This window comes from Mesobacillus sp., from assembly GCF_049588175.1.
GTDB lineage: Bacteria > Bacillota > Bacilli > Bacillales > Cytobacillaceae > Mesobacillus.
This window is the reverse complement of the sequence record NZ_JBAVFI010000106.1, coordinates 1-3294: the sequence shown is the minus strand read 5'-3', so window position 1 is coordinate 3294 and position 3294 is coordinate 1. Positions and strand designations below refer to the sequence as shown.

General features: G+C 41.3%; 4 protein-coding genes. All 4 read right to left on the bottom strand.

The features are described 5' to 3' along the window. Nucleotides 1-126: 126 nt before the first annotated feature. Entirely contained in the window at nt 127-1143 is a 1017-nt protein-coding gene (gene fliG, locus WB217_RS02245; protein WP_423990247.1) for a flagellar motor switch protein FliG, read from the bottom strand. Nucleotides 1144-1154: 11 nt separating this feature from the next. Further along, the gene (gene fliF / locus WB217_RS02240) at nt 1155-2750 is read right to left on the bottom strand and encodes a flagellar basal-body MS-ring/collar protein FliF (RefSeq protein WP_423990245.1); all 1596 of its coding nucleotides are present in this window, start codon (nt 2748-2750) and stop codon (nt 1155-1157) included. Between the two features lie 77 nt (nt 2751-2827). Further along, nucleotides 2828-3106 (bottom strand): flagellar hook-basal body complex protein FliE, encoded by a 279-nt coding sequence (gene fliE / locus WB217_RS02235; protein WP_423990251.1) that lies wholly within the window; start codon nt 3104-3106, stop codon nt 2828-2830. 48 nt (nt 3107-3154) lie between these two features. Then, nucleotides 3155-3294, bottom strand: a 140-nt coding sequence (locus WB217_RS02230; RefSeq protein ID WP_423990249.1) for a flagellar basal body rod C-terminal domain-containing protein, incomplete at its 5' end; no start/stop codon positions are given.

Sequence of the window (3294 nt, the reverse complement as noted above, 5' to 3'; positions counted from 1 at the left end):
CGCTCTGCCTCCGTATGTGAAAAGGCAGGCCTATTCTCCTCTGAGTGAACCGTAGTCTCCATAACCTTTATGGAGATTATTTTCTTTTCTGATGCTGCAGTTTGGCTAAACTGGGATTTAATAAGTCTAGACAATAATATCATCTCCTCCGCCACGAGCTATGACGATTTCCCCAGCTTCCTCTAGACGGCGAATGATACCAACAATCCTAGACTGCGCTTCTTCTACGTCACGTAATCGGACAGGCCCCATATATTCCATTTCATCCCTGAAGGTTTCCACCATCCGATTAGACATATTTTTAAAGACAATTTCTTTCACTTCATCACTAGAAACTTTAAGTGCAAGCATGAGGTCTTCGTTTTCACAGTCACGAATAACTCGCTGGATCGCACGATTATCAAGAGTAACGATATCTTCGAAGACGAACATCCTTTTCTTGATTTCTTCTGCGAGTTCTGGATCCTGAATCTCAAGGGCATCAAGAATTGTTCTTTCTGTTGCCCTGTCAACCCCATTCAAAACATCGACGACTGCTTCTATTCCGCCAGTTTGTGTATAGTCCTGAGTAACTGTCGCAGATAGCTTTCTTTCAAGTATTTGTTCTACTTCATTTATGATTTCCGGTGAAGTGCTATCCATAACCGCAATTCTTCGTGCAATATCGGCCTGTACTTCCTGAGGAAGTTCTGACAGTATTTGTCCAGCCTGAGCAGAATCCAAATATGAAAGAATAAGCGCAATTGTTTGAGGATGCTCATTTTGGATAAAATTCAGAATTTGACCTGCATCCGCTTTCCTCGCAAAGTCAAAAGGACGCACCTGCAAGGACGAAGTCAGTCTGTTAATAATGACTGCTGCCTGGTCAGATCCCAGCGCCTTTTCAAGGACCGTTTTGGCATAGCCAATCCCTCCCTGGGTTATATAATCCTGTGCCAGTGCAATGTTATGGAATTCTTCAAGTATCTCTTCTTTTGCAGAAGAATCTACTTTTTTCACACCTGAAATTTCAAGTGTCAGCTTTTCAATTTCCTCTTCACTTAAATGCTTGTATACTGAAGCAGAAACATCCGGGCCAAGCGAAATCAGAAGGATTGCTGCTTTCTGTTTTCCAGTAAGTTCTTTCTGGTCCTTCCTTGCCATATGTCCTCCTCCTAATCTTCCGCAATCCATGTACGCAATAATTTTGCAAAGTCTTCCGGCTTTTCTTTTGCCATTTTTTCAAGCTGCTTTTTCTTCATCGTGCCTTCAGTTTCAAACTCTTTATTTACATCCGGCACATAGACTGATTCTGCCCGCTCTTCAAAGAAGATTTCCTTCTCTTCTTCCTTCGCTTTGCGTGAGCGCAAGAACAGAATGAGCAGCAATACGATAATTGCCAGCAGGATTCCGCCAACCAGGTAAATCCACCAAGGCAGTTTCTGGACCACTTCATTTTCAAAGGTTACTTTGCCATTGAACGGCTGAACAGAGACCACCACTTTATCTTCAATCGCTGCATCGGTAAGTTCTATTCCTGAAGCATTTTTATCAATTGTAGTCCTCACAATCGTTCCAAGGATTTTCGTGATATCGTCCACCCGTTCCTGTGGAAGAGAATTTGGATCATCTGGTGTTGGAGGTTCAACCATAACCTGTATTCCTAAATCCCTTACTTTATAAGGACTCTCGGTAATTTCCTTGCGAATTCTGCTAACCTCATTGTTGATCGTTTCTTCGACTTTTTCATAATCTCCATTGCCATTTGCTCCTTCAAGATACTGCGAACCCGTCGTATCAGCAGGGTTTCCGCCTTCTGGGATTCCGCCAGCCTGTTCAGCATTTCCGGAAAAAGTTTCAGTAATCCGCTGTGCGCTGATTGCGATCCCTTCCATATTTTCCTTGTCTACTGGTTCAACGAGATTTTCTTCCCTGTTTTCCTGAGTAAAATCAACATCTGCAGTAACGGATACAACGACCTTGTCACGTCCCATCAAGGTTCCAAGCATGTTCTGAACTTGTCTTTGAACATCTCGTTCAATTTGTTGTTTAATTTCATGCTGTGAAGCAAATGTTGCTCCATTAGAATTTTCATCATTTTTCAAATCAAAATACTCAAAGAATTGATTCATGATGACGATATTATCAGTGGGAAGATTTGGAACGCTCTTTGCTACCAGGTGATAAAGCGTATTAATCTGTTCTTCTTTAAATTGGTAGCCTGGACTGGTATTCAAGACAATCGAGGCTGAAGCTTGCTCAGCACTGTCATTTACGAATATCCCCTTCTCAGGTAGGTTAATCATAACCTTAGCATCGTTAACTCCTTCAATGCCCTTCATCAGGTCAGCAAGTTCTGTTTGCATAGCTTCCAGCTTAAGAACATTAAATTCATTATCTGTCATTCCTAAACCAGCATTCTGGCTGAAAAATGAATAATCAATGCTGCCTGATTTAGGGATTCCTTCTGCAGCAAGCTCCACTTTTAAACTATTTACCGACTCTTCCGGCACCAGTATTGTTTTCCCGCCATCAGCAATTTCGGATTTTATACCTCTTGCATCAAGGCTTTCTTTTATTGTCCCCGTTTCTGCTGGCGATAGATTGCTATATAAAGGTACAAGGGAAGTCCTGGTTGTAAAGAAGGCTGTTAGTGCTGCAACTGCCACTATCAAGAAAAGAGACGCACCCAGACTGATCTTTTGCTTTCTGGTGCGCCCTTGCCAGAAATCCTTCATTGTATTTAAATACTTTTGAACGGTTTCTTTCATTTCAATCCCCCGGTTATTAAGTCTCTTCTTTTTATACAGCTAATAACCGCTATTACTTTAGTTTTTAGCCAATATTATTAGACTTGCATTCTCATCATTTCCTGATAAGCTTCTATAACTTTATTTCTCACTTCTAATGTAGCTTGCATCGTTATACTCGCTTTTTGGCTCGCAATCATTACTTGGTGGAGATCTACATTTTCACCGCGAGCTAATTTTTCTGTCATGATGTCTGACTGAACCTGAGATTGATTTAAATTCTCGATTGATTTTTTAAGTACGGACGTAAAACTTTGTTGCGCTTCGTATGGTGTTGATGTGGGAGTAAGCTTATTTGTCTCAAATGGCCTGACCATTTGGCTAACAGAATTGATCCCTAATGTATTCATCTAGAATTTCTCTCCTTACTTCCCGATTTCAAGTGCCTTCATCATCATTCCCTTAGAAGCGTTGAAAACTGTTACGTTTGCTTCATAAGACCGAGTAGCGCTGATTAAGTCGACCATTTCCCTTAAAGGATCGACATTTGGATACTCTACATAGC